This is a genomic window from Haemophilus sp. oral taxon 036 (assembly GCF_002998595.1).
In the GTDB taxonomy this organism is placed as follows: Bacteria; Pseudomonadota; Gammaproteobacteria; order Enterobacterales; family Pasteurellaceae; genus Haemophilus; species Haemophilus haemolyticus_K.
The window spans coordinates 982,026-1,008,875 of the sequence record NZ_CP027235.1; the positions used below are offsets into that span (position 1 = coordinate 982,026).

Here is a 26,850-nt window from a genome sequence, read left to right on the forward strand (position 1 = left end):
TTAAAAATCACCGTAATTTTTGACCGCGCTTTGCGTGAAGAGCTGTTTATCTTCCCAACGCAACAGGGTCATTCGATTATTCCACACACATCCTGTATCCAAGGCATAAATACCTTTTGGAGTTGGCTCATCGACTAAACTTGCCCAATGCCCAAAGACAATGGGAATTTGTTTATAAAGTGGGTTATCTAAATTAAACCAAGGCGTGAGCTCTGCTGGAGCATCTTTTAAAGGAGATTTACAGGCAAAATCAAAGCGATGATCCAAATAGCAAAAACGCATACGAGTGAAAGCATTAATAATGTAACGATGGCGCGCTAAGCCCTGTAAATCTGGCGACCAGCGATCAGGCTGTTCAGAATACATATTTTCAATGAGATAATGAAAATCGCCGTGCTGTAAAATCTGTTCAACTTCGGTCGCACAAGATTTCACAGTTTCCAAATCCCAATCAGGCGAAATACCTGCGTGTGCCATCAGGAAGTTTAATTCTTCATTATGTACAAGTAATGGCTGATGGCGTAACCAATGAATCAGCTCATCAAAATCTGGTGCATTAAAAATGGAATCAACACGATCACGAGGTTTTATTTTTTTAATACCCAGTGCGGTCGCGATTAAATGTAAATCGTGATTCCCTAGTACGGTTTGCGCCGCATTACCAAGTGATTTTACGAAACGAAGACATTCAAGTGATTTATCTCCGCGCGCAACAAGATCCCCCACAAGATAAAGTTTATCTTGCGTAGGATTGAAATCTACACGCTCTAATAAAAGCTGTAATTCATCATAACAGCCTTGCAAGTCACCGACGAAATAGGTTGCCATTTTTGACCGCTCTTTTACTCTTTTGAATCTAAGATTTCATCTTTATTGATATCGGCTGGAGGATTATCCGCCAACCAGTCCGCTAAGCGTGCATAATCTGCGATAGCCAAATTTTCTGCGCGTGCATTTAAATCAATACCAAGTGCGGTCAGATTTTCAGGTGAAAATAACGTTGAGAGCGCATTGCGCAGTGTTTTACGGCGTTGATTAAACGCTTGGGAGCACACGCGGTTCAACCAATATAAATCTTTTACAGGATGTGGTAATTCTTTATGAGGAATTAAACGCACAACAGCTGAATCCACTTTCGGTGCAGGTTTGAAGGCAGAAGGTGGCACTTCAAGTACAGGCATCACTTGGCAGAAGTATTGCGCCATAATGGTTAAACGGCCGTAGGCTTTACTATTTGGTCCTGCACATAAGCGTTTCACCACTTCTTTTTGCAGCATGAAGTGCATATCTTGAATCACATCATGATACTTAAACAAGTGGAACATCAATGGCGTAGAAATGTTGTATGGCAAGTTACCAAACACACGTAATTTCTGATCTTTTTCTGCCAAATTTGCTTTTGCATAAAGCTCACCAAAATCAAATTGCATCGCATCCGTTTCAATAACGGTTAGCTTTTGATGTAAAAATGGATGATGACGTAAACGTTCTGCTAAGTCTCGGTCAAGCTCTACCACAGTCAGATGATCGACAAGTTCACCAACTGGCTCTGTTAATGCACCAAGTCCCGGACCAATTTCCACTAAGAATTGATTGGGGTGTGGGTAAATCGCCGCCACGATACCTTGAATTACAGAGGTATCATGTAAAAAGTTTTGACCAAAGCGTTTACGCGCTGTATGACCTAAGTGTTTTTTTGAATTCATATATTATCTTCTTTTATAAGAGTGCGGTTATTATAGGGCTTGTTTTGGCTTTGTAAATCATTGTTAACTTATGCTAAATTGAGTTTTTTATGAACAATATTATTTTTTCTTTCGTAGAAAGCTAAAAACGGCTATAATCCGCCCGTTTTTCTTAACTTTTCCGCCTAAAGTGCGGATAAAAAATCGATTATTTTTAGAGGATACAATGGCGAAAGAAGATTGCATTGAAATGCAAGGCACAATTTTAGAGACTTTACCGAATACTATGTTCCGCGTGGAGTTGGAAAACGGTCACGTGGTTACTGCGCATATTTCTGGAAAAATGCGTAAAAACTATATCCGTATTTTGACTGGGGATAAAGTAACTGTAGAAATGACTCCTTATGATTTAAGTAAAGGTCGAATTATTTTCCGCAGTCGTTAATCGCAGAAGACTTTAGATAGGCCGATATTGTTATATATCGGCCTTCTTTTTTTGCTCAAAAAGAACTCAAACTGGTTGCGGAGCGTAAAAAAATCGGTATAATCAGCGACCCTTAGCCACATTGAATTTTTCGTTCCTTGCCTTTGCAGATTGGTGGCTGATCTACGTCAAAGGCTGATTAACCCGTAAGGAGCAGTAATGCGTCACTACGAAATCGTGTTTATGGTTCATCCGGACCAAAGCGAGCAAGTACCAGGTATGATCGAACGTTACACCGGTTCTGTAAAAGAAGCTGGTGGTCAAGTTCATCGCCTAGAAGATTGGGGTCGTCGCCAATTAGCGTACCCAATTAATAAATTACACAAAGCACACTATGTGCTTATGAATGTAGAAGCGCCTCAACAAGTCATCGACGAGCTAGAAACGACTTTCCGTTATAACGATGCTGTATTACGCAGTCTTGTTATCCATACTAAGCACGCCGTAACAGAAGCGTCCCCAATGAAAGCGGCTAAAGAAGAACGTAAACCTTTAGCTGAAGTTGAAAACAACGATTTTGAGGATGCTGAAGAGTAATTTGAAAATTGATAATCGTTTTTCGGTTATGGGAGTCGTTTCTCAGTTACCAAAGCGATTAAAGAGCCCTAGTGGAATTGAGCATTGCAAGTTTTTGTTAGAACATCGTTCTGATCAGATTGAAGGTGGTTTCACACGTCAAGCTTGGTTAAAGATGCCAGTTCAAATTAGTGGTAATCAATTGATAGAAAAAACTCAAAGCATTACGGTCGGTAGTAAGATTTTGGTGGTGGGATTTATTACATCACATAAAACCCAAAGTGGGTTATGCCAATTAGTTTTACATGCCGAGCAAATCGAATTTATAGATTAGGAGACTAGCCAAATGGCACGTTATTTCCGTCGTCGTAAGTTCTGCCGTTTCACAGCGGAAAATGTTGTTGAAATCGATTACAAAGATATCGCTACATTAAAGAACTATATCTCAGAAAGCGGCAAAATTGTACCTAGCCGTATTACCGGTACTCGTGCGAAGTACCAACGTCAATTAGCTCGTGCAATCAAACGCGCTCGCTATTTAGCGTTACTTCCATACACTGACAATCATCAGTAATTAAGGAGATACGGTAATGCAAGTAATTCTTTTAGATAAAATTGTTCACTTAGGTCAAGTGGGCGATCAAGTAAATGTTAAATCAGGTTTCGCACGTAACTTCTTAATCCCACAAGGTAAAGCAGTTATGGCAACTAAAGCTAACATTGAACACTTTGAAGCACGTCGTGCAGAATTAGAAGCCGCAGCGGCAGCAAATCTTGCAGCAGCTCAAGCTCGTGCAGCAGAAGTTACTGCATTAGGTTCTGTGACTATCGCATCTAAAGCAGGTGATGAAGGTCGTTTATTCGGCGCAATCACTACTCGTGATGTGGCGGAAGCAGTAACTGCAGCAGGCGTTAAAATTGCGAAAAGTGAAGTTCGTTTACCAAACGGTCCAATCCGTACTCTTGGTGACCACGATGTTCGTTTCCAACTTCACGGTGAAGTATTTGCAACATTAGATGTAATCGTTGTTGCAGAATAATTTGTCAGATAGGCAAAATAAAACCTGGTCTTAGATCGGGTTTTTTATTATTAGTTTAACGTAATAAAAAAGGAGCAATAGCTCCTTTTTATTTGTAACTTTTAGTCGTCAAGGAAACTTCTTAATGTTTCTGAGCGGCTAGGATGACGTAATTTACGTAAAGCTTTTGCTTCAATTTGACGAATACGTTCGCGTGTAACATCGAATTGTTTACCCACTTCCTCAAGCGTATGGTCGGTATTCATATCGATACCAAAACGCATACGTAATACTTTTGCTTCTCGTGGTGTTAGGCCTTCAAGAACTTCGTGAGTCGCAACTCTTAAGCTTTGTGCTGTTGCAGAATCTAAAGGAAGTTCTAAGGTTGAATCTTCAATAAAATCACCTAAATGTGAGTCATCGTCATCACCGATAGGCGTTTCCATAGAAATTGGCTCTTTTGCAATTTTCAATACTTTACGGATTTTATCTTCCGGCATACCCATGCGTTCAGCTAATTCTTCCGGCGTTGCTTCACGTCCCATTTCTTGTAATAACTGGCGAGAAATGCGGTTAAGTTTATTGATCGTTTCAATCATATGTACCGGAATACGGATTGTTCGCGCTTGATCCGCAATAGAGCGTGTAATGGCTTGGCGAATCCACCAGGTCGCATATGTAGAGAATTTATAACCACGGCGATATTCAAATTTATCTACCGCTTTCATTAAACCAATATTCCCTTCTTGAATTAAGTCTAGGAATTGTAAACCGCGATTCGTGTATTTTTTTGCGATGGAAATTACTAAACGCAAGTTAGCTTCTACCATTTCTTTTTTGGCACGACGAGCTTTTTGTTCACCTCGGGCGACTGCATCACAAATATCACGCATTTGAGTAATGGTAAGTTTCGTATTTTCTTCAATGTTAGCTAAGTTGTTTAATGCCTCAAGAATACGTTCTTCATATTTTGGCAAGCGTTTTGCCCATGGTTTGCTTGATTTTAAGGCTTTTTGTACCCATTCAGTATTGCTGCCATTAGTCGTAATGAGTTTTTCAAAATCATCTTTTGGCATTCCTGCAATATCAACTAATATTTTTTGTAATTGACGTTCTTCGTAGCGTACGCGTTTCATCATTTCTTTCATTGATAAAACGAGTAAATCGAATTGTTTTGGTACTAAGCGGAATTGTTTAAAAATTTCACCAAGTAGTGCAATTTGATCCTGGGCACGTTTTCCTGAGCGACCATGTTTTTCAATAACAGCAAGTGTTTTGGTGTGCTGGTCTTTTAATTGTTGGAATTTTTCTCTCGCGACTTCTGGATCGATGCTATTATCAGATTCGCTGGAATCTGATGTAGATTCTGCTTCGCTTTCGTCTTCATCTTCATTGTCTTCAACATCCGCACTTTCTAATTCTTCTCCGTTTTCAGAAAAGTTTTCGTCAATGACATTATGTTCTTCTATTTCGGCATTTGGATCGACAAAACCTGTAATTAAGTCAGCTAAACGGAAGTTTCCTTTTTCCACATCATCATAATTTTTTAGCAACCCATTTAAAGCTTCAGGATAGGCTGCAATGGATGTTTGAACTTCATCAATTCCTTCTTCAATACGTTTTGCAATGCTGATTTCATCTTCGCGAGTAAGAAGATCAACCGTTCCCATTTCACGCATATACATACGGACAGGATCGGTTGTTCGACCGATTTCAGATTCTACATTTGAAAGAATTTGGGTTGCCTCTTCTACCGCATCTTCATCCGGAATGGTGTCATTCAACATCATCTCATCGCTTTCTGGGGCTTCGTCCAAGACAGGAATCCCTGCATCATTTTGCAGCGTTTGTAGCAACTTATCGTAATATTCAGGGTCGATGACATCTTCTGGTAATAAATCATTAATTTCTGCATAGGTTAAATAACCTTGAGTGCGACCTAATTCCATCAGTTGTTCAATTTGTTCTGAATATTGTTCAGCCGTAGATTGTTGATTTTTTTCCATTTTTATATCCGTTTTGCTTGATGTGATAGTAGCAATATAATTCTTGTTACGAACTTACGATTTTATCATTGTTATTGCGGATTAACTAACTGTTTTTTCTGTAGTTCTTTACCCGCTAAAAGGTGAACGAGCACTGTTTTTTCCTCGTTAGTAAGTCCTTCAGATCGTTCTTTAGCAATAAGCATTTCAATGTCTCGCTCAATGGCTTGAATATTTAAGCGACGATAGTTTTGTGAAAATGCATTGATCATCTCTGCTTCGTCTAATAAATGATCCCAAGTCGCCAGTATTTCAAGGGGATTGCAGTAAGGAGTATCACGGAAGTGCTCTAAAATCTGCCCAGTCGTAATCCCTTCTCGTTGGCGACAAAGTGTGGTCAATTTTTCCAGAATTTCAAAACCAGCTTCTGCACGTAATGCTTGCACGCCGCTTTCAGACATACGTTTTACTAATTCAGGATTTTGCAGAAGCAATGAAATGACCATTCGCATTGGTGTCTTCTTGATCTTATTATTAGCGACTTTTTGTTGTGTATTGGCTTGTTCTAATTGTTTTGGGATAAGGTTTTCTAGCTGTGTTTGATCAAAAATCCCAAGTTTCTGAGCAAGCATATTGCGTAGCGACAAGCGCAGCATTTCTCCTGGAATTTGACGAATTAACGGTGCAGCCAGAGCAACTAATTTTCCGCGCCCTTCTTTGCTAGAAAAATCAACTTGTGGACTTAAGTGAGCAAACATAAACTCGCTTAAAGATTGTGCACTTTCGATATATTCTTCAAATTTTTCTTTGCCATATTCGCGAATGTAAGTATCAGGATCTTCTCCATCAGGCAAGAAAATAAATTTGAGTTGTCTACCATCTTCTAAATAAGGTAACGCATTTTCTAGTGCGCGCCAAGCCGCATCACGCCCTGCTCTGTCACCATCGTAACAACAAACAACTTGCTCAGTCGAACGAAAAATAAGTTGAATTTGTTCTGATGTCGTGGATGTCCCTAAAGAAGCTACCGCATAATCCACGCCAAATTGTGCTAATGCCACCACATCCATATAACCTTCAACAACAAGTAATTGTTTTGGTTCATCGTTGGCTTGTAAGGCTTCATACAAACCATAAAGCTCGTTACCTTTATGATAAGTAATGGTTTCTGGCGAATTCAGATATTTCGGTTTTTCATCCGTTAATACCCGCCCTCCAAAAGCCACTGTGCGCCCACGTTTATCGCGAATTGGAAACATAATGCGATTTCGGAATTTATCGTAAATATTGCCACGATCATTTCGAGAAAGCATGCCTAACTCAATGAGTTTTTGTTGTTCTTCGCGATTGACACCAAATTTACGCAATACCGTATCCATTGCATTCGGTACAAACCCAATTTGGAAACGCTCAATAATTTCAGCCGAAAGCCCACGTTGTTGTAAATATTCTTGCGCTTGCGTATTTAATGGCAATTGGCTTTGATAAAACTTGGCAATCTCTTGCATTAATTCATAGAGATTTCGTTTGGTTTGATAATTAGCTTGAGGTTTCCCGCTGTTATTAGCGCGTTTTTCGTAAGGAACTTCAAGCCCTGCCATCGCTGCAAGTTCTTCAATAGCCTCTACAAATTCAAGTTTGTCATAATCCATTAAAAAGGAAATGGCATTACCGTGTGCGCCACAGCCGAAGCAATGATAAAACTGTTTCTTTTGACTAACCGTGAAGGATGGTGTTTTTTCGTGATGGAAAGGGCAGCAGGCTTGATAATCGCGGCCAGCTTTTTTTAGTTTTACGCGCGTGTTAATCACATCGACAATATCGGACTTTGTCAGCAAATCATCAATAAAGGGGCGTGGAATAGAACCTTTCATTGTCGAGCCTCCGTGATCGTGGTGTGAAAGTGCGGTCGTTTTTGGCGTAGATTTTTGTTTTGCTTAAAGTAACAAAACCGTGAGTCCAAAGGATTCACGGTTTGTCTTAACTCGAGTCAGAAAATACTATAAATTAGTATAAACGGGTATTGCGCGCGTTTTCGCGAGCGTTGCGTTTTGCGTGACGTTTTGCAAGTGTTGCATTTTCACGTTTACGAATTGTAGTTGGTTTTTCGTAAAATTCGCGAGCGCGTACTTCAGCTAAGATTCCCGCTTTTTCGCAAGAGCGTTTGAAACGACGTAAAGCTACGTCAAATGATTCGTTTTCACGTACTTTAATTACAGGCATAAGCCAATCACCTCAATGAGTTTAATTTAATTGCAATTTAAAATTTTATTTTCACCAAAGCACCACTGTGCAAATGGTAAATTTAATAAAGGACGCAATTCTAATCTACTTTTAGGGAAAAAGTAAAGGAAAGAATGCCAATTCACCTTAATATTTGTGGTTTCAACTGGTTAAAACCTCTTAAACAGGGTAAAATCGCGCAACATTTTAGGTAATAAATTAAGAAAATCAATGAAAATCTTAGGCATTGAAACCTCGTGTGATGAAACGGGCGTGGCGATTTATGATGAAGAAAAAGGGTTAATTGCTAATCAACTTTATACTCAAATTGCCCTGCATGCAGATTATGGTGGTGTGGTTCCTGAATTAGCATCACGCGATCATATTCGTAAAACTGCTCCTCTCATTAAAGCTGCGTTAGAAGAAGCTAACTTAACGGCGAGCGATATTGATGGTATTGCTTATACGAGTGGCCCAGGGCTTGTCGGTGCATTGCTCGTCGGCGCTACGATTGCGCGTTCTTTAGCTTATGCGTGGAATATTCCTGCGATTGGTGTTCATCATATGGAAGGGCATTTACTTGCGCCAATGCTTGATGAAAATTCACCGCACTTTCCTTTTGTTGCTTTGTTGGTATCGGGTGGTCACACTCAATTAGTGCGTGTCGATGGTGTAGGAAAATATGAAGTGATTGGCGAATCCATTGATGATGCTGCCGGCGAAGCCTTTGATAAAACAGCAAAATTACTTGGATTAGATTATCCGGGCGGTGCAGCACTTTCTCGTTTAGCAGAAAAAGGCTCGCCAAATCGTTTCACATTTCCACGCCCAATGACAGATCGTGCAGGCCTTGATTTTAGCTTTTCAGGTTTAAAAACGTTTGCTGCGAATACGATTAATCAAGCGATTAAAAACGAGGGTGAACTAACAGAACAAACTAAATCGGATATTGCTTATGCTTTCCAAGATGCGGTGGTAGATACACTTGCTATTAAATGTAAGCGTGCATTGAAAGAAACAGGTTATAAACGTTTAGTGATTGCCGGAGGGGTGAGCGCAAATAAAAAACTCCGAGAAACGCTTGCGCACTTAATGCAAAATTTAGGTGGTGAAGTGTTTTATCCTCAACCTCAATTTTGTACAGATAATGGTGCAATGATTGCTTACACAGGTTTTTTACGTTTAAAACAAGGTCAGTATAGCGATCTGGCTATTGATGTTAAGCCTCGTTGGGCAATGACGGAATTACCAGCAATTTAGGAGAAAAAATGGCGAAACTCTACTTCTATTACTCCACAATGAACGCTGGAAAATCAACGACGTTGCTACAATCTTCCTATAACTATCGTGAGCGCGATATGAACACATTAGTTTATACGGCTGCGATTGATGATCGTTTTGGTGTAGGGAAAGTCACATCGCGTATTGGTATTTCGCAAGACGCCTTTTTATTCCGCTCGGAAACCAATTTGTTTGATGAAATCAATGAGCACTTAAAAGAAGAAAAAGTGCATTGCGTGTTGGTGGATGAAGCTCAATTTCTTAGCAAACAACAAGTTTACCAGTTGAGTAATGTCGTTGATAAACTCAAAATCCCTGTGCTTTGTTATGGCTTGCGTACAGATTTCCAAGCGGAACTTTTTGAAGGAAGTAAATATTTATTGGCTTGGGCAGATCAACTCGAAGAATTAAAAACAATTTGTTATTGTGGCCGTAAGGCTAATTTTGTTTTGCGCTTAAATGATCAAGGCGAGGTTATTAAAGAAGGCGCGCAAATTCAAATTGGCGGCAATGACTCTTACCTTTCTGTTTGCCGTTTACATTATAAAGAAAAGTGCGGTCAACTTTAAATTAGTTTTCAAACACAACACTATAAGGATAATTTTATGTTACAGAATAAAACATTTGGGAGTGCGCTGATTATTGCAGGCACAACCATTGGTGCAGGTATGCTTGCTATGCCGCTTACATCAGCGGGCATGGGCTTTGGTTACACCGTGTTATTGCTCGTGGGCTTGTGGGTTTTGTTGGTTTACAGTGGATTGTTGTTTGTAGAAGTGTATCAAACAGCGGATCAGTTAGATGACGGTGTGGCCACGCTAGCTGAAAAATATTTTGGCGTTCCTGGACGTATTTTAGCAACGTTGAGTTTGTTAATTTTACTTTATGCACTTTCAGCCGCTTATATTACGGGTGGTGGATCTTTACTTTCAGGTTTGCCAACTGCTTTTGGAATGGAAGCGATGTCGCTTAAAACCGCGATTATTATCTTTACTGTGGTATTAGGTTCTTTTGTCGTTATAGGAACGAAAGGCGTGGATGGTTTAACTCGCGTGTTATTTATTGGTAAGTTAGTCGCCTTTGCTTTTGTGCTGTTTATGATGCTTCCCAAAGTGGCAACAGATAATTTAATGGCATTGCCTTTGGATTATGCTTTTGTAGTTTCTGCTGCACCGATATTTTTTACCTCTTTCGGTTTCCACGTCATTATGGCGAGTGTAAATAGCTACTTAGGTGGAAGTGTAGAAAAATTCCGTCGTGCTATTTTGATTGGTACCGCGATTCCATTAGCTGCTTATCTTGTATGGCAGTTAGCAACTCATGGTGTATTAAGTCAAAGTGAATTTGTGCGTATTTTACAAGCTGACCCAACGCTAAATGGCTTAGTGAATGCAACACGTGAAATCACAGGTTCTCATTTTATGGGGGAAGTGGTGCGCGTGTTCTCATCACTCGCTTTAATTACTTCATTCTTGGGTGTAATGCTTGGTGTGTTTGAAGGATTAGGTGATTTATTCAAACGCTATCACTTGCCAAATAATCGCTTTGTATTAACCATTGCCGCATTTTTACCGCCACTTGTATTTGCATTGTTTTATCCTGAAGGATTTATTACTGCATTAAGTTACGCTGGTTTGTTGTGTGCGTTCTATTGCTTAATTTTACCAATTGGCTTGGCATGGCGTACACGTATTGAAAATCCAACATTGCCATATCGTGTTGCTGGCGGTAATTTTGCTTTGGTGTTTGCGTTATTAATTGGCGTGGTGATTATGGTCATTCCATTTTTAATTCAATGGGGATATTTACCGGCCGTAGCAGGATAATGTGAAGAAAAGTCACTCAATATAGTTCTTTTTATAGATAAAAGTGCGGTGAAAAATTTCAGTTTTTTGATAATAAAAATAAGCTCAAAATTAACCGCACTATTTAGCTTAAAAGATATAACAGTTTAATTACAACTTATCTGAATGATGAATCATCACAAAGCGTTCCCAAAGCTGTTCTTCGGTTTCTTGATGTTCAGGATCGGGCTTAATACAGTTAGTGATTGGGCAAACTTTTTGGCAGGTTGGGGTGTCGTAATGGCCGACACATTCCGTGCAAAGTACAGGATCGATCACATAAATCTCATCGCCAATGGAAATGGCTTCGTTCGGGCATTCTGGTAAGCACATATCGCAGTTAGTACATTTGCTAGTGATGAGTAATGCCATTGTGATCCTTAATAGAAAGTTGAAAGCGGCGAATTATAGCCGACAAAAACTTGATTGACAAAAACTAAACAAAATTTATGAAAAAACTCACTTCCTCCCTTTCTCTTATTGTCCTCGTTGTATTAGCAATTTGGCAATATTTTACCGATTCAACCAAAACTAAAAATCAATCACCTTCTCCTACAATCGAACAGACTAAGCAAACAAAATCATCTGAGCCTAAATTTGAGCCTCAATTTGAGACAAAGCGGACGGATATTGAAAAAAGTGCGGTGAAAAATCCGAATGTATTTGCTAATTATGATGTAATTATGCGCGATGACCCTATCGGGCAAAATGCAAAGGCGCCTGTAGATTATTATATGTTGGCATTATCTTGGTCGCCTGGATTTTGTGATATTCAGCGTGAAAAATATGGTAATCAGCTGCCTTCCTCTTCTCAATATCAATGCGGAAATAACCGCGCTTTAGGTTGGGTCGTTCATGGGCTGTGGCCTCAAAATGCGAATGCACTTTCAGTGACGGATCATCCACGTTTTTGCAAGGGCGATTTACCCGCATTGCCAAAAGATTTATTAGCACAATATTTGGCTATTTCACCCGGTGAACAATTATTACAAGGAGAATGGGAAAAACACGGCAGCTGCGCGTTTGATTCTGCCCAGCAATATTTTGCTAAGGAGCAGGAATTATTTAGCTCATTAAAATTACCGAATCAAAATTTAAGCCGTAATGAACTTTTTCGTTGGATGAAACAACATAATCCACAATTAAAAAATGCTTATTTAGGTGCAAGCCGAAACGAATTATTCATTTGTTATGATAAAAAATGGCAGGTGATGAATTGCCAAAGCAAATAAGAATTTCTTTGATCTAAATCGTTACAACCTAGCGCGAAGTAGGTATAATACGAAAAGTTTTCAATTTTAATTTTAACTTAACAAGAGGATAGATTATGTCAGTAATCAAAATGACCGATTTAGATTTAGCCGGTAAACGTGTGTTTATCCGTGCGGATCTTAATGTGCCAGTAAAAGATGGCAAAGTGACATCAGATGCGCGTATTCGTGCGACCATTCCTACTTTAAAATTAGCCTTAGAAAAAGGCGCAAAAGTGATGGTAACTTCTCACTTAGGTCGTCCAACTGAAGGTGAATTTAAACCAGAAGATTCTTTACAACCAGTTGTTGATTACTTAAAAAACGCAGGCTTCAATGTGCGTTTAGAACAAGACTATTTAAACGGCGTAGATGTTAAAGAAGGCGAAATCGTTGTTTTAGAAAACGTACGCGTGAACAAAGGTGAAAAGAAAAACGATCCAGAATTAGGTAAAAAATATGCCGCACTTTGTGATGTATTTGTAATGGATGCGTTTGGGACGGCTCACCGTGCGCAAGCATCAACTTACGGCGTTGCAGAATTTGCACCAATCGCTTGTGCAGGTCCATTATTAGCCGCTGAGTTAGATGCATTAGGTAAAGCCTTAAAAGAGCCAGCTCGCCCAATGGTGGCTATTGTTGGTGGTTCTAAAGTTTCAACTAAATTAGAAGTATTAAATTCTCTTTCAAAAATCGCTGACCAAATTATTGTGGGCGGGGGGATTGCAAATACTTTCATCGCAGCAGCAGGCCACAATGTAGGTAAATCTTTATATGAAGCTGATTTAATTCCAGTTGCGAAAGAATTAGCCGCAAATACAGATATTCCTGTGCCAGTTGATGTGCGTGTAGGTTTAGAATTCTCTGAAACGGCAGCCGCAACAGAAAAATCGGTAAACGAAGTGAAAGATGAGGAATCTATCTTCGATATTGGTGATAAATCTGCAGAACAATTGGCTGAAATCATCAAAAATGCAAAAACCGTTTTATGGAATGGCCCAGTTGGCGTGTTTGAGTTCCCTAACTTCCGTAAAGGGACTGAAATCATTTCTCACGCAATTGCAAATAGCGATGCATTCTCTATCGCAGGTGGCGGTGATACTTTAGCGGCTATCGATTTATTCGGTATTGCAGACAAGATCTCTTACATTTCAACGGGTGGCGGCGCGTTCTTAGAATTCGTAGAAGGCAAAGTATTACCAGCAGTAGAAATTCTTGAAAAACGTGCGAAAAACTAACCGCACTTTTCCTATGTGACATATCGATGGCGATCATTAAAAATGTCGCCATCAATAAAAAGTCAAAAAAATTCTCCAATTGTGGGTTTGTCCCGCTAAACATAAAAAGGAAACACAAGTATGGCTAAATTATTAGATATCGTGAAACCTGGTGTCGTAACAGGTGAAGATGTGCAAAAAATCTTTGCTTATGCAAAAGAGCATAACTTTGCTATCCCAGCAGTAAACTGCGTGGGTTCTGACTCAGTTAATGCCGTGTTAGAAACTGCTGCACGCGTAAAAGCGCCAGTTATTATTCAATTTTCTAACGGTGGTGCGGCGTTTTATGCGGGTAAAGGTATTAAACCTGCAAGCGGTGCTCGTCCTGATGTACTTGGTGCGATTGCTGGAGCGAAACACGTTCATACTTTAGCTAAAGAATACGGTGTTCCTGTTATTCTTCACACTGACCACGCTGCGAAAAAATTACTTCCATGGATTGATGGTTTACTTGACGCTGGTGAAAAACACTTCGCAGAAACTGGCCGTCCATTATTCTCTTCTCACATGCTTGATCTTTCTGAAGAGCCAATGGAAGAAAATATGGCTATCTGCCGTGAATACCTCGCTCGTATGGATAAAATGGGGATGACCCTTGAAATCGAAATCGGTATTACTGGTGGTGAAGAAGATGGTGTAGATAATTCTGGTGTTGATGAGTCTCGTTTATATACTCAACCATCTGACGTGCTTTATGTTTACGATCAATTAAATCCAGTAAGCCCTAACTTTACCGTTGCAGCGGCATTCGGTAACGTACATGGTGTTTACAAACCAGGTAACGTAAAATTAAAACCATCTATTTTAGGTGCATCACAAGAGTTCGTTGCGAAAGAACGTAATCTTCCTGCAAAACCAATTAACTTCGTCTTCCACGGTGGTTCAGGTTCTAGCCGCGAAGAAATCCGCGAAGCAATTAGCTACGGTGCAATCAAAATGAACATTGATACTGATACTCAATGGGCATCTTGGAATGGTATTTTGAATTTCTATAAAGCAAATGAAGCTTATCTTCAAGGTCAATTAGGTAACCCAGAAGGTCCAGATGCACCAAACAAAAAATACTACGATCCACGTGTTTGGTTACGTAAAATGGAAGAATCTATGTCTAAACGCTTAGAACAATCTTTCGAAGACTTAAATTGTGTTGATGTTTTATAATCCACAAAAATAACATAAAATACGACCGCACTTTCAAGTGCGGTTTTTTATTTTAGCGGAGAAATTATGGAAAAGATCTTAGTTATTCGTAACGATAAATTAGGCGATTTTATGCAAGCATGGCCCGCTTTTGCTATGCTGAAGTTATCGAATCCTTCTTTAAAATTAACCGCTCTTGTTCCGAGTTACACTGCGCCTTTAGCGGAAGTTTGTCCGTTTATTGATCATGTCATTATTGATAGCAAAAAAAATGATAAAACGGATTTCAAACGTCTTGTGCAGGAAATCAAAGCGCAGCAGTTTGATGGAATGATTAGTTTTTTTTCCAATACCCATAATGGAAAACTCGCTTGGAAAAGTGGGATTAAATATCGTCTCGCGCCAGCAACGAAATGGGTTCAAATTCTCTATAATCACCGCCTAATACAACGTCGTTCTCGTTCTGAAAAATCTGAAGCTGAATACAATCAAGATTTAGCCCGCGCTTTTTTGCACAAGCATAATATGCCAGTTGTTGAACCTAAACCGCCTTATTTAACCTTTGAGAAAAGTGCGGTGGAAAATCAACGTGTTTTCTTGCAAGAGAGCTTAGGGCTTTCCGCAAATAAAAAATGGATCTTTGTGCATAGTGGTTCCGGTGGTTCCGCTACGAATCTCTCTTTAGCGCAATATGCGGATTTAATTAAAGGCTTATTAGCTGAATTTGATTGCAATATTGTGCTGACAGCAGGGCCTGGCGAAAGTGAAAAGGCCCATGAATTGGCAAACATGGTGAGTGATTCTCGCGTAGTCGTTTACGATAAGAATAAAGGTTTAGTGGATTTTGCGCATTCTTTGGCTTGTGCGGATTTATTTATTGCGGGATCTACTGGGCCATTGCATTTGAGCAGTGCGTTTAATATTCCGACTATCGGGTTTTATCCAAATAGTCGTTCTTCTCAGCCAAGACGCTGGAAACCGATTAATGATATCGATAAGCATCTTGCATTTTGCTCACCCGCGGGAAAAGAGACTCAAATGAATCTAGGTTTAATTTCAATAAATAATGCTTTAGTAACCATTTTCCCCTTTGTGAGAAAAATGTGGGCATTGCGCAATGATGTTTAAGCAAATCTGAACTATCCATCCTATACTGGCGGCAAAAATAATTGTCCCCAGACCGACGGTGCCACCAAGAATAAACCCTAGAATACAAACAAAGATTTCAATGCTTGTTCTGACGATGCTCACTTTTAAATAAAATCTTTGACAGAAACCAACCATTAATCCATCCCTTGGTCCCGCGCCTAAATGGCAGGTAAGATATAAGGCTGTGCCTAAGCCATAAAGTAATAAGCCCACCGCACCACATAATAGTTGTTCTGCCAATGAGCTTGGTGTGGCCAGTATTTTTGTTGTGAGACCAAGGAAAAAAGCAATAATAACGATATTAAGTAGAGTGCCCAATCCTAATCGAAGTTTTAGTGGAAACCAGGCTATCATTACGATACAACTGATAAAAAATGATGCCCAACCAATGCTCATATTAGTTTGTATTGCAATGCCTTGTGAAAGCACCGTCCAAGGCGTTGAACCTAAATTCGAAAGCACGATTAATCCATCGCCGATACCGAGGATTGATAAGGCAAAGATCAAAACTGACAATGTTTTGATGTCCAACGACCAAAGAGATGTCGCCGCCCAAGATGTATGGGGAATAACACGTACTTTTTTCTTCATAAAATATCCTTTTAATTCTTGCCATAATAAAAGGAAATGTAGAAAAAATGAAACAATTTAATGTTCTATTTTAGAATTGTATCTTATAGAAATACACGACCATTTGTATCAATATTAATTTCTAAAACTGTGATCTTACTCACATTTTGAAAATTGTCTAATATCTCTCCATTTCGTACAATATGCCCAATTCTTAATGGGAGAAAATTATGTTAGCAACACTTCAAGATATTCTCGATACGGTTAAAGCCAATAATCTGACTTATCATCAAAAATTAATGACATTAGGCAATATTGCTGAGCGTTTATTTGATCCTCGCGATTTGCTTGGCTATACCGATGAAGAATGGGGCTTTTTACAGAATCAGATGATTTGTGATTTATGTGAAGGTTATGCTATTTATCGCCCTCGCTATATCCTGCCTGATTACAATGTGTATATTAAAAAAGGCTGCGAATTTTTAGAGTTGCCGCCACCAAAAGATCTGGATGAAGCACTTGATGGATTATTGATTCTTTATTCCCACGTGCCATCGATTACAACTTATCCTGTTTATGTTGGTCGTCTTGATGTATTGCTCGAACCTTTCATTACTGATGAAGAAAAAGACTACATCAAAATTAAACGTTTCTTAAATCATATCGACAAAACTGTGCCTGATTCATTCTGTCATGCCAATATTGGGCCTTATGATACGAAAGCGGGTCGCTTGATTTTACGTGCAGTGATTGAGCTTGAAGCGCCAACACCGAATATGACCATTCGTTATGATAAATCCAAAACGAGCCGTGAGTTTGCTGAACTTGCAGCAAAAGCCTGTTTATTAGTTTCTAAACCATCTTTTGCAAACGATGCTTATTATATTTCTGATCTAGGTGAAGAATATGGTGTAGCAAGTTGCTATAACGCATTGCCTGAATGTGGCGGTGCTTACACATTAACACGTTTACGTCTAGGGACGATTGCTCGCGCGTGTAAAAGTGCGGATGAAATGGTAAACGAATTATTACCACGTGTGGCGAAATGTGCTCTTTCAACCATGGATAAACGACACAAATTTGTAGTGGAAGAAAGTAATTTCTTTAACAGTTCATTCCTCGAAAAAGAAGGCTTTATCAAACGCACTAATTTTACGGGGATGTTCGCAATTGTGGGCTTGGCAGATGCAGCAAACCACTTATTGCAATGTGAAGGCTTAAATGAAACCTTTGGTAAGAGTGCTCGTGGTGATGAAATTGCGACAGCAATTATGGATAAATTGAAAGAAATCACCGATGCACATGAAGGGGTTTATGCAGAACGCACTGGCAATCGTTATTTATTACATGCGCAAGTTGGCGCAAGTAACCACGAAGAAGACAAACGTAACGCGCCGGCTCACCGTATTCGTGTAGGCGAAGAACCAACGTTACTTGCACATTTAAAACAGTCTGCACCATTCCATAAGTATTTCCCATCTGGTACAGGGGATTTATTCGCCTTTGATCAAACTTATGTGGATCACTGCGATGCGGTGGTGGATATTATTGATGGTGCATTCTCTTTAGGTTATCGCTACATTACCACCTATTTGAAAAATACAGATTTAATTCGCGTTACGGGTTATTTGGTGAAGAAAAGCGAAGTTGAAAAATACCGTAAAGGCGAAGTCGCATTACGCGACACAACCTGGTATGGCTCGGGTACGGATGAATGTGCCAACGTGTTTGATCGCCAATTGCGCGATGAAAAAGATGTCACCGCTGAAAAATAATTGGAAAAATGACCGCACTCTCTGAGATTTTTGTGCCGTTGCATCGGATTATTCCTTTTTCAAATGTAGAAGGGCAAGGCAATCGTTCGAGCATTTTTCTGCAAGGTTGCAAGCTAAATTGCTTGTATTGCCATAATCCAGAAACTATTCCTCGTTATACGGAAAATGCGAAATTGGTTAGTTTGCAGTATTTGTATGAACAGGTTATGGAGGCAGTTCCATTTATTCGCGGCGTAACAATTTCAGGTGGTGAACCGACTATCCATCATAAAAAACTTGTCCCGCTATTTGAGGCTTTACGTTCACAAGGATTAACCTGTTATTTGGATAGTTGCGGCTTTTTTGAGTTTGAGCGTATTCGTTCGTTAATCGATGTCACTGATAAATTTTTATTCGATCTGAAAGGAGAGGGTGCTGGTTTACAAATACTCTGTTTTGACCGACAAAATCAAACAGGAATCGTGCCACAGAAAGTGATACCCGAACGTTTACATATAAAAAACGATAAACTTGAGCGAAATTTACAAAATCTGGCTGCCTTGTTGCCGTTAAATAAAGTGGAAGAAGTGCGGTTAGTTTTTTTAAAGAATTTTTTTGATGCTGAACATTTGGTGGGCAAAGTTGCGCTACTTTTACGAAATTATCCTGATGTGGCATTAAAAATTATCCGTGTGCATAGTAAAGGTGCGCGCGATGAAACTGGGTTATCAACGCATATTCCAAGTGCGGAAGAAACTAATGCATTGGCTGCTTATGCGCGTCAATGTGGAATTAACAAGGTTTTGACTATTTTGTAGTCGTTTACAAAAAAGTGCGGTGAAAACTCGCCGACTTTTTGTGAGAAAACAAGTAGAATAAGCCGACTTTTTTATTAACTTAACCAATCTAGGGGAATCAAATGAGTGTGTTAAGCAGCATTTTGGGAATGGTCGTATTAATCGCTATTGCCGTGTTACTTTCCAATAATCGTAAAGCGATTAGTATCAGAACCGTGCTCGGGGCGTTAGCAATCCAAGTTGGATTTGCCGCCCTTATTTTATATGTGCCAGCAGGTAAACAAGCACTTGGTGCAACTGCTGATGCCGTATCAAATGTTATTGCTTATGGTAATGAAGGTATTAACTTTGTATTTGGTGGTTTAGCTGATCCAAGCAAACCTTCAGGTTTCATTTTTGCAGTGAAAGTATTACCAATTATTGTATTCTTCTCTGGCTTAATTTCTGTGCTTTATTATCTTGGCATTATGCAAGTGGTGATTAAAGTATTGGGCGGTGCATTGCAAAAAGCATTGGGTACTTCAAAAGCAGAATCCATGTCAGCTGCTGCGAACATCTTCGTAGGTCAAACTGAAGCACCATTGGTGGTTCGCCCTTACATTAAAAATATGACCCAATCTGAATTATTTGCCATCATGGTGGGTGGTACAGCGTCTATCGCTGGTTCAGTAATGGCAGGTTATGCTGGAATGGGTGTGCCATTGACATACTTAATCGCTGCGTCATTTATGGCGGCACCAGCAGGTTTATTATTTGCGAAATTAATGTTCCCACAAACAGAACAATTTTCTGATAAACAACCGGAAGACAATGATTCAGAAAAACCAACTAACGTACTTGAAGCAATGGCAGGTGGTGCGAGTGCAGGTATGCAACTTGCATTAAACGTAGGTGCAATGTTAATCGCATTCGTTGGTTTAATTGCATTAATTAACGGTATTTTAAGTGGCGTTGGTGGCTGGTTCGGCTATGGCGACGTAACTTTACAATCTATCTTTGGTTTAGTTTTCAAACCATTGGCATATTTAATCGGTGTAACTGACGGCACTGAGGCCGGTATCGCAGGACAAATGATCGGGATGAAGTTAGCGGTTAACGAATTCGTAGGTTACCTTGAATTTGCAAAATACTTGCAACCAGATTCTGCGATTGTATTAACTGAAAAAACCAAAGCAATTATTACTTTCGCACTTTGTGGTTTTGCTAACTTCAGCTCAATTGCAATCTTAATCGGTGGTTTAGGTGGAATGGCGCCAAACCGCCGTAGTGATGTTGCACGTTTAGGCTTGAAAGCGGTAATCGCAGGTACTTTAGCAAACTTAATGAGTGCAACGATTGCTGGCTTGTTCATCGGACTCGGTGCTGCAGCGCTTTAATTCTCGGATAAGTGCGGTGAAAAATGACCGCACTTTTTATTTTTACATTTGAAAAAAGGAAGGAAAATTATGACTCCACATATTAACGCGCCTGAAGGTGCATTTGCTGATGTTGTTTTAATGCCAGGCGATCCACTTCGTGCAAAATACATTGCAGAAACTTTTTTACAAGATGTTGTTGAAGTAACGAATGTTCGTAATATGCTTGGTTATACCGGTACTTACAAAGGTCGTAAAATTTCTATTATGGGTCATGGTATGGGAATTCCATCTTGCTCTATTTACGCGAAAGAATTAATTACTGAATACGGCGTGAAAAAAATTATCCGTGTAGGTTCTTGTGGTGCTGTTCGTATGGACGTAAAAGTGCGCGATGTAATTATCGGTTTAGGCGCATGTACTGATTCAAAAGTAAACCGTATTCGTTTCAAAGATAACGACTTTGCAGCTATTGCTGATTTCGATATGACACAAGCCGCTGTTCAAGCTGCAAAAGCAAAAGGCAAAGCCGTTCGTGTAGGTAACTTATTCTCGGCGGATTTATTCTATACACCTGATGTAGAAATGTTTGACGTGATGGAAAAATACGGCATTTTAGGCGTGGAAATGGAAGCTGCTGGTATTTATGGGGTGGCTGCAGAATATGGTGCGAAAGCATTAACGATTTGTACCGTGTCTGACCATATCCGTACTCACGAACAAACCACAGCAGAAGAACGTCAATTAACATTCAATGATATGATTGAAATTGCATTGGATTCAGTGTTAATTGGTGATGCACAATAATTTCTTATAGTGGATTTAAGAAGTGCTTGAAAAACAACCGCACTTTTAATATAATCCGCGCCCATTATGAGCCGTTCGCGGCTCATATTTTTGTGTGGTGCAATGAATGTTGCACTGAAAATTATCGGGGAGCTATTTAATAGCGTTATTACCCAATTAGAGGAAAACTAAAATGGCAAAAAAAGTCCAAGCCTATGTTAAGTTGCAAGTTGCAGCTGGTATGGCAAACCCATCACCACCAGTTGGTCCTGCATTAGGTCAACAAGGTGTGAACATCATGGAATTCTGTAAAGCATTCAACGCTCGTACTGAGAGTTTAGAAAAAGGTTTACCAATTCCGGTTGTTATCACTGTATATGCAGACCGTTCATTTACTTTCGTAACTAAAACTCCACCAGCAGCAGTATTATTGAAAAAAGCTGCAGGTATCAAATCTGGTTCTGGTAAACCGAACAAAGAGAAAGTGGGTAAAGTAACTTTAGATCAAGTTCGTCAAATCGCTGAAACTAAAGCAGCAGATATGACTGGCGCGTCTATCGAAACCAAAATGAAATCAATTGCTGGTACTGCTCGCTCTATGGGCTTAGTGGTGGAGGAATAATACGATGGCTAAATTGACTAAAAAAATGAAAGCAATCAAAGCTGGCGTAGATTCTACTAAAGCATACGAAATCAACGAAGCGATCGCGGTATTAAAACAATTCGCAACAGCTAAATTCGTTGAAAGTGTTGACGTTGCAGTAAACTTAGGTATCGATCCTCGTAAATCTGACCAAAACGTTCGTGGTGCAACTGTATTACCACACGGTACTGGTCGTGAAGTACGCGTAGCTGTGTTTACTCAAGGTGCTAACGCAGATGCAGCTAAAGAAGCAGGTGCTGATTTAGTTGGTATGGAAGATTTAGCAGAGCAAATCAAAAAAGGCGAAATGAACTTTGATGTTGTTATCGCTTCTCCTGATGCAATGCGTGTTGTTGGTCAATTAGGTCAAGTATTAGGCCCACGTGGTTTAATGCCAAACCCTAAAGTTGGTACTGTAACACCAAACGTTGCTGAAGCAGTTAAAAATGCTAAATCTGGTCAGATCCGTTATCGTAATGATAAAAACGGTATCATCCACACCACTATCGGTAAAGCAAACTTCTCTGAAGTTCAATTAAAAGAAAACCTTCAAGCATTATTGGCTGCTTTAAACAAAGCAAAACCAACTACTGCTAAAGGTATCTTTATCAAGAAAGTAAGCATCTCTACCACTATGGGTGCAGGTGTTACTGTTGATCAAGCTTCTTTATAATTTAAAGAATTGATAGATTTTAAACCGCACTTTTTGAAAGTGCGGTTTTTTATTTCATAAAATTTCTCCATAAGTTTTAAACTTGACGAGAAAGCTGCATTCATTTAAAATTTACCGCCTTAAAATTAGCAAAGATTTAGATTGATTTTTAATCAATTTTGACCTTCTATTGTTTAATTTAACCGTGTTTTTGATAGAAAGCACATCCATGCAATGGCAGATTCACCGTTATTTGTCGTTGTTTTGCTCAAGTTGTCGTCCTATGTAATTTGAGTTGTCACCCCACTACAGAAGTAAGGTTCAGAGTGCGGTCATTTTAACGGTCATTCACGTCACAGTTAGTTTGTGGCTAGGTCACTGAACAGTTAGCAGAGGAAAACCAATGGGTTACTCCTATTCTGAAAAAAAACGAATTCGTAAAGATTTCGGTAAACGTCCGCAAGTTTTAAATGTTCCTTATTTATTAACCATTCAGTTGGATTCTTTTGATAAATTTATTCAAAAAGATCCTGAAGGTCAGCAAGGTTTAGAAGCGGCATTCCGTTCTGTATTCCCTATTGTAAGCAATAATGGCTATACAGAATTACAATATGTAGATTATCGTTTAGAAGAACCTGAATTTGATGTACGTGAGTGCCAAATTCGTGGATCAACTTATGCAGCAGGCTTACGTGTAAAATTACGTTTAGTGAGCTACGATAAAGAATCTTCTTCACGCGCAGTCAAAGATATTAAAGAAAATGAAGTTTATATGGGTGAAATCCCATTAATGACTGATAACGGTACTTTCGTAATCAATGGTACCGAGCGTGTTATCGTTTCACAGTTACACCGTAGTCCAGGCGTATTCTTCGATTCTGACAAAGGTAAAACCCATTCTTCAGGTAAAGTACTTTATAACGCACGTATTATTCCTTACCGTGGTTCTTGGTTAGATTTTGAATTCGATCCAAAAGATAACTTATTTGCGCGTATTGACCGTCGTCGTAAATTACCAGCAACAATCATTCTTCGTGCATTAGGCTACACCACTGAAGAAATTTTAAACTTATTCTTTGATAAAATTACCTTTGAAATCGCTGGCGATAAATTGTTAATGACTTTAGTGCCAGAACGTTTACGTGGTGAAACAGCTTCTTTTGATATTGAAGCAAATGGCAAAATTTATGTTGAACGTGGTCGTCGTATTACCGCACGCCATATCAAGGCATTAGAAAAAGATAAAATTTCACAAGTCGTTGTACCTTCTGAATATATTTTAGGTAAAGTTGCATCTAAAGATTATGTTGATTTAGAGTCTGGTGAAATTATTTGCCCTGCAAACGGTGAGATTTCTTTAGAGACTCTTGCAAAATTAGCGCAAGCAGGTTACACCACGATCGAAACTTTATTTACTAATGATTTAGATTACGGTCCATATATTTCTGAAACGTTACGTGTCGATCCAACTTATGACAAAACCAGTGCGCTTTACGAAATTTATCGTATGATGCGCCCGGGTGAACCACCAACACCGGAATCTTCAGAAGCCTTATTCAACAACCTATTCTTCTCTGCAGAACGTTATGATTTATCTGCAGTCGGTCGTATGAAATTCAATCGTTCTTTAGCGATCTCAGAAGGTGAAGGCGCTGGCACTTTAAGCAATGAAGATATTATTGCGGTAATGCGTAAATTGATCGACATCCGTAATGGTCGCGGCGAAGTGGATGATATTGACCACTTGGGTAACCGTCGTATCCGTAGCGTAGGTGAGATGGCGGAAAACCAATTCCGTATCGGTTTAGTACGTGTAGAAAGAGCGGTGAAAGAACGCTTATCTTTAGGTGATTTAGATGCAATCACACCGCAAGACTTAATTAATCCAAAACCAATTTCTGCAGCGGTGAAAGAATTCTTTGGCTCTTCACAACTTTCGCAATTTATGGACCAAAATAACCCATTATCAGAAGTCACGCACAAACGTCGTATTTCTGCATTAGGTCCAGGCGGTTTAACGCGTGAGCGCGCAGGCTTTGAAGTGCGTGACGTACATAATACCCACTATGGTCGTTTATGTCCGATTGAAACCCCTGAAGGTCCAAACATCGGTTTGATCAACTCACTTTCTGCTTTTGCACGTACTAATGATTATGGTTTCTTAGAAACACCATATCGTAAAGTGGTTGATGGTCAAGTTACTGAAGAAATTGAATACCTATCTGCAATTGATGAAGCAAACTATATTATCGCACAGGCAAACTCAAACTTAGATGAAAATAACCGTTTTACTGATGCTTTTGTTACTGCACGTGGTGAACGTGGCGAATCAGGTTTATATAAACCTGAAGATATTCACTATATGGACGTTTCGACACAACAAGTGGTATCTGTTGCGGCTGCATTAATTCCATTCCTTGAGCATGACGATGCGAACCGTGCGTTGATGGGTGCGAACATGCAACGTCAAGCAGTTCCAACATTACGTGCTGACAAACCATTAGTTGGTACAGGTATGGAAAAACCAATCGCACTTGACTCGGGTGTTGCGGTTGTTGCAAAACGCGGTGGTACAGTTCAGTACGTCGATGCTTCTCGTATCGTTATTAAAGTAAATGAAGATGAAACCATTGCTGGTGAAGCTGGTATTGATATTTATAATTTAATCAAATATACCCGTTCTAACCAAAATACTTGTATTAACCAAATTCCTTGTGTGAATTTAGGCGATCCAATCAATCGTGGTGAAGTATTAGCAGACGGTCCTTCGACTGATTTAGGTGAGCTTGCATTAGGTCAAAATATTCGCGTGGCGTTCATGCCTTGGAACGGTTATAACTTCGAAGACTCAATGTTAGTTTCTGAACGTGTTGTTCAACAAGACCGTTTCACTACCATCCATATTCAAGAATTATCTTGTGTTGCGCGTGATACCAAGTTAGGTGCAGAAGAAATCACTGCGGATATTCCAAACGTAGGTGAATCAGCGTTAAGCAAACTTGATGAATCTGGTATTGTTTATGTTGGTGCAGAGGTTAAAGGTGGTGACATCTTAGTAGGTAAAGTAACGCCTAAAGGTGAAACTCAATTAACCCCAGAAGAAAAACTTTTACGCGCAATCTTTGGTGAAAAAGCTTCTGATGTTAAAGATTCTTCATTACGTGTGCCAAACGGTACATCAGGTACAGTTATTGATGTTCAAGTCTTTACTCGTGATGGTGTAGAAAAAGATAAACGTGCATTAGAAATCGAAGAAATGCAACTTCGTGAAGCGAAAAAAGATTTAACGGAAGAGTTAGAGATTTTAGAAGCTGGCTTATTTGCTCGTGTTCGTAATCTTCTTATTTCTAGTGGTGCTGATGTAGCGCAATTAGATAAATTAGATCGCACTAAATGGTTAGAACAAACCATTGCAGATGAAGAAAAACAAAATCAGTTAGAACAGCTTGCAGAGCAATACGAAGAACTTCGTAAAGAGTTTGAACATAAACTTGAAGTAAAACGTAAGAAAATCATCAAAGGTGATGATCTTGCACCGGGCGTGTTAAAAGTGGTTAAAGTTTACCTCGCGGTGAAACGTCAAATCCAACCGGGTGATAAAATGGCGGGTCGTCATGGTAATAAAGGCGTTATCTCGAAAATTAACCCAGTTGAAGATATGCCATACGATGAGAATGGCCAACCAGTTGAAATCGTATTGAATCCACTGGGCGTACCATCTCGTATGAACATCGGTCAGATCCTTGAAACTCACTTAGGTTTAGCCGCGAAAGGTATTGGTGATCAAATCAATGCAATGCTTAAACAAAAACAAGAAGTGGAAAAATTACGTGGTTATATCCAAAAAGCGTATGACTTAGGTAATGGCTCACAAAAAGTAGATTTAAGTACCTTCACAGATGAAGAAGTATTGCGTTTAGCTGAAAATCTACGTAAAGGTTTACCAGTTGCTACACCAGTATTTGATGGTGCAGCTGAAGCTGAAATTAAAGAGCTATTAAAACTTGGTGGATTACCAACGTCAGGTCAAATCACTTTATATGATGGCCGTACAGGTGAGAAATTCGAGCGCCCAGTAACAGTAGGTTATATGTACATGCTCAAATTGAACCACTTAGTTGATGACAAAATGCATGCTCGTTCAACTGGTTCTTATAGCCTTGTTACACAACAACCATTGGGTGGTAAAGCTCAATTCGGTGGTCAACGTTTCGGTGAGATGGAGGTATGGGCACTTGAAGCATACGGTGCAGCTTACACCTTACAAGAAATGTTAACGGTGAAATCGGATGATGTGAATGGTCGTACGAAGATGTATAAAAACATCGTAAGTGGTAACCAACACATGGACCCAGGCACACCGGAATCTTTCAATGTAATTATGAAAGAAATCCGCTCACTTGGTTTAAATATCGAGTTAGACGAAGAGTAATCAGTAGG

The 26,850-nt window shown here is 39.5% G+C and carries 26 protein-coding genes; 19 read left to right on the forward strand and 7 right to left on the reverse strand.

The window, feature by feature from the left end; all coding sequences use genetic code 11:
- Positions 1 to 828, reverse strand: a complete 828-nt coding sequence (apaH, locus tag C3V42_RS04760) for a bis(5'-nucleosyl)-tetraphosphatase (symmetrical) ApaH (protein WP_106013850.1) — start codon at positions 826 to 828, stop codon at positions 1 to 3.
- A gap of 14 nt (positions 829 to 842) precedes the next feature.
- The gene (gene rsmA, locus C3V42_RS04765; protein ID WP_106013851.1) at positions 843 to 1,706 is read right to left on the reverse strand and encodes a 16S rRNA (adenine(1518)-N(6)/adenine(1519)-N(6))-dimethyltransferase RsmA; all 864 of its coding nucleotides are present in this window, start codon (positions 1,704 to 1,706) and stop codon (positions 843 to 845) included.
- Positions 1,707 to 1,911: 205 nt separating this feature from the next.
- Between rsmA and infA the strand changes: the two genes are divergently transcribed.
- From infA to rplI, 5 genes are all read left to right on the forward strand, one after another.
- Positions 1,912 to 2,130 carry a translation initiation factor IF-1 gene (gene infA, locus C3V42_RS04775; protein ID WP_005627617.1) on the forward strand — a complete coding sequence of 73 codons (219 nt, stop codon included), beginning with the start codon at positions 1,912 to 1,914 and terminating at the stop codon, positions 2,128 to 2,130.
- A 198-nt stretch (positions 2,131 to 2,328) separates the two neighbouring features.
- Positions 2,329 to 2,706 (forward strand): 30S ribosomal protein S6, encoded by a 378-nt coding sequence (rpsF, locus tag C3V42_RS04780; protein WP_005627620.1) that lies wholly within the window; start codon positions 2,329 to 2,331, stop codon positions 2,704 to 2,706.
- The gene (gene priB / locus C3V42_RS04785; RefSeq protein WP_005630861.1) at positions 2,693 to 3,019 is read left to right on the forward strand and encodes a primosomal replication protein N; all 327 of its coding nucleotides are present in this window, start codon (positions 2,693 to 2,695) and stop codon (positions 3,017 to 3,019) included. The genes rpsF and priB overlap by 14 nt, the downstream gene beginning before the upstream one ends.
- A 12-nt stretch (positions 3,020 to 3,031) precedes the next feature.
- The gene (gene rpsR, locus C3V42_RS04790) at positions 3,032 to 3,259 is read left to right on the forward strand and encodes a 30S ribosomal protein S18 (protein WP_005598105.1); all 228 of its coding nucleotides are present in this window, start codon (positions 3,032 to 3,034) and stop codon (positions 3,257 to 3,259) included.
- A gap of 16 nt (positions 3,260 to 3,275) precedes the next feature.
- Positions 3,276 to 3,725 (forward strand): 50S ribosomal protein L9, encoded by a 450-nt coding sequence (rplI, locus tag C3V42_RS04795; protein ID WP_005627626.1) that lies wholly within the window; start codon positions 3,276 to 3,278, stop codon positions 3,723 to 3,725.
- A 101-nt stretch (positions 3,726 to 3,826) separates the two neighbouring features.
- Here the strand turns inward: rplI and rpoD are convergent, their stop codons facing one another.
- The 3 genes from rpoD to rpsU form a co-directional block, all read right to left on the reverse strand.
- The gene (rpoD, locus tag C3V42_RS04800; RefSeq protein ID WP_106013852.1) at positions 3,827 to 5,710 is read right to left on the reverse strand and encodes an RNA polymerase sigma factor RpoD; all 1,884 of its coding nucleotides are present in this window, start codon (positions 5,708 to 5,710) and stop codon (positions 3,827 to 3,829) included.
- Between the two features lie 71 nt (positions 5,711 to 5,781).
- Entirely contained in the window at positions 5,782 to 7,563 is a 1,782-nt protein-coding gene (gene dnaG / locus C3V42_RS04805; protein WP_106013853.1) for a DNA primase, read from the reverse strand.
- Between the two features lie 133 nt (positions 7,564 to 7,696).
- On the reverse strand, positions 7,697 to 7,912 hold the full coding sequence (rpsU, locus tag C3V42_RS04810) for a 30S ribosomal protein S21 (protein WP_005627632.1): 216 nt from the start codon (positions 7,910 to 7,912) through the stop codon (positions 7,697 to 7,699).
- 231 nt (positions 7,913 to 8,143) lie between these two features.
- Between rpsU and tsaD the strand changes: the two genes are divergently transcribed.
- Genes tsaD through C3V42_RS04825 form a run of 3 tightly spaced genes read left to right on the forward strand, consistent with a single transcriptional unit; the run spans position 8,144 to position 11,019 of the window.
- The gene (gene tsaD, locus C3V42_RS04815) at positions 8,144 to 9,172 is read left to right on the forward strand and encodes a tRNA (adenosine(37)-N6)-threonylcarbamoyltransferase complex transferase subunit TsaD (RefSeq protein ID WP_106013854.1); all 1,029 of its coding nucleotides are present in this window, start codon (positions 8,144 to 8,146) and stop codon (positions 9,170 to 9,172) included.
- Between the two features lie 8 nt (positions 9,173 to 9,180).
- A complete protein-coding gene (locus C3V42_RS04820; protein WP_106013855.1) occupies positions 9,181 to 9,762 on the forward strand; it encodes a thymidine kinase in 582 nt (193 codons plus the stop codon).
- A 36-nt stretch (positions 9,763 to 9,798) separates the two neighbouring features.
- Positions 9,799 to 11,019, forward strand: a complete 1,221-nt coding sequence (locus tag C3V42_RS04825) for an aromatic amino acid transport family protein (RefSeq protein WP_106013856.1) — start codon at positions 9,799 to 9,801, stop codon at positions 11,017 to 11,019.
- A 129-nt stretch (positions 11,020 to 11,148) separates the two neighbouring features.
- Here the strand turns inward: C3V42_RS04825 and C3V42_RS04830 are convergent, their stop codons facing one another.
- Positions 11,149 to 11,409: a YfhL family 4Fe-4S dicluster ferredoxin gene (locus tag C3V42_RS04830; protein WP_005627640.1), complete on the reverse strand. Its 261-nt coding sequence runs from the start codon at positions 11,407 to 11,409 to the stop codon at positions 11,149 to 11,151.
- 77 nt (positions 11,410 to 11,486) lie between these two features.
- On the opposite strand from C3V42_RS04830, the gene C3V42_RS04835 reads away from it, so the two are divergent.
- The 4 genes from C3V42_RS04835 to C3V42_RS04850 all read left to right on the forward strand — a co-directional run bounded on the left by C3V42_RS04835 (position 11,487) and on the right by C3V42_RS04850 (position 15,832).
- Positions 11,487 to 12,269: a ribonuclease HI gene (locus tag C3V42_RS04835; RefSeq protein WP_106013857.1), complete on the forward strand. Its 783-nt coding sequence runs from the start codon at positions 11,487 to 11,489 to the stop codon at positions 12,267 to 12,269.
- 95 nt (positions 12,270 to 12,364) lie between these two features.
- On the forward strand, positions 12,365 to 13,525 hold the full coding sequence (gene pgk, locus C3V42_RS04840) for a phosphoglycerate kinase (RefSeq protein ID WP_106013858.1): 1,161 nt from the start codon (positions 12,365 to 12,367) through the stop codon (positions 13,523 to 13,525).
- Positions 13,526 to 13,645: 120 nt separating this feature from the next.
- Positions 13,646 to 14,725 (forward strand): class II fructose-bisphosphate aldolase, encoded by a 1,080-nt coding sequence (gene fbaA / locus C3V42_RS04845; RefSeq protein ID WP_005639380.1) that lies wholly within the window; start codon positions 13,646 to 13,648, stop codon positions 14,723 to 14,725.
- Positions 14,726 to 14,791: 66 nt separating this feature from the next.
- Positions 14,792 to 15,832 carry a glycosyltransferase family 9 protein gene (locus C3V42_RS04850; RefSeq protein WP_106013859.1) on the forward strand — a complete coding sequence of 347 codons (1,041 nt, stop codon included), beginning with the start codon at positions 14,792 to 14,794 and terminating at the stop codon, positions 15,830 to 15,832.
- Here C3V42_RS04850 and C3V42_RS04855 read toward each other — a convergent pair.
- Positions 15,776 to 16,444: a YitT family protein gene (locus C3V42_RS04855; RefSeq protein ID WP_065264923.1), complete on the reverse strand. Its 669-nt coding sequence runs from the start codon at positions 16,442 to 16,444 to the stop codon at positions 15,776 to 15,778. The genes C3V42_RS04850 and C3V42_RS04855 overlap by 57 nt on opposite strands.
- Before the next feature lie 209 nt (positions 16,445 to 16,653).
- On the opposite strand from C3V42_RS04855, the gene C3V42_RS04860 reads away from it, so the two are divergent.
- The 7 genes from C3V42_RS04860 to rpoB all read left to right on the forward strand — a co-directional run bounded on the left by C3V42_RS04860 (position 16,654) and on the right by rpoB (position 26,842).
- Positions 16,654 to 18,198 (forward strand): YjjI family glycine radical enzyme, encoded by a 1,545-nt coding sequence (locus C3V42_RS04860; protein WP_005643931.1) that lies wholly within the window; start codon positions 16,654 to 16,656, stop codon positions 18,196 to 18,198.
- 8 nt (positions 18,199 to 18,206) lie between these two features.
- Positions 18,207 to 18,995, forward strand: coding sequence for a 4Fe-4S cluster-binding domain-containing protein (locus C3V42_RS04865; RefSeq protein ID WP_106013860.1), 789 nt, complete (start codon positions 18,207 to 18,209; stop codon positions 18,993 to 18,995).
- Between the two features lie 101 nt (positions 18,996 to 19,096).
- Positions 19,097 to 20,350, forward strand: a complete 1,254-nt coding sequence (locus C3V42_RS04870; RefSeq protein ID WP_005633049.1) for a NupC/NupG family nucleoside CNT transporter — start codon at positions 19,097 to 19,099, stop codon at positions 20,348 to 20,350.
- Between the two features lie 69 nt (positions 20,351 to 20,419).
- A complete protein-coding gene (gene deoD / locus C3V42_RS04875) occupies positions 20,420 to 21,136 on the forward strand; it encodes a purine-nucleoside phosphorylase (protein ID WP_106013861.1) in 717 nt (238 codons plus the stop codon).
- Between the two features lie 172 nt (positions 21,137 to 21,308).
- On the forward strand, positions 21,309 to 21,737 hold the full coding sequence (gene rplK / locus C3V42_RS04880) for a 50S ribosomal protein L11 (protein WP_005633053.1): 429 nt from the start codon (positions 21,309 to 21,311) through the stop codon (positions 21,735 to 21,737).
- A gap of 4 nt (positions 21,738 to 21,741) precedes the next feature.
- Entirely contained in the window at positions 21,742 to 22,431 is a 690-nt protein-coding gene (gene rplA / locus C3V42_RS04885; protein ID WP_005636632.1) for a 50S ribosomal protein L1, read from the forward strand.
- A 382-nt stretch (positions 22,432 to 22,813) separates the two neighbouring features.
- The gene (rpoB, locus tag C3V42_RS04895) at positions 22,814 to 26,842 is read left to right on the forward strand and encodes a DNA-directed RNA polymerase subunit beta (protein WP_106013862.1); all 4,029 of its coding nucleotides are present in this window, start codon (positions 22,814 to 22,816) and stop codon (positions 26,840 to 26,842) included.
- Positions 26,843 to 26,850 lie beyond the last annotated feature (8 nt).